The organism is Mesorhizobium sp. M8A.F.Ca.ET.218.01.1.1 (assembly GCF_004791165.1).
Classification (GTDB): domain Bacteria; phylum Pseudomonadota; class Alphaproteobacteria; order Rhizobiales; family Rhizobiaceae; genus Mesorhizobium.
The window spans coordinates 1-285 of record NZ_SRUZ01000203.1; the positions used below are offsets into that span (position 1 = coordinate 1).

General features: G+C 59.6%; 1 pseudogene. It reads right to left on the reverse strand.

Annotation, left to right across the window (positions count from 1 at the left end):
- Positions 1–285: pseudogene (locus EN861_RS35020) on the reverse strand (carbohydrate ABC transporter permease); the annotation flags it as partial.

Below are 285 nucleotides of genomic sequence, written 5' to 3' on the forward strand. Positions count from 1 at the left end.
CGACAGAGATGTAGACGCGCTTGCCGCGCGAACCCTCGAAGCTCGCGGCTTTGCTATATTCGTAAGTGCCGTCTTCATTGATAAGCAGCGTCTCGCCATCGCCGATGTCAGCGGCTTCACCTGCCTTGAAAGCTGTCGGCTCCTGCACGCGCACGCCGAAGGCCGCAACCTTTCCGCCCTGGCCGTTTTCGAAGACATTGCCTGATATGACGTAGCGGCTGCCATCCTGCTTCTGAGCCGAGGCATCGGCCAGACGAACGGCTTGCGCTTTTTCGAGCTCCGAAC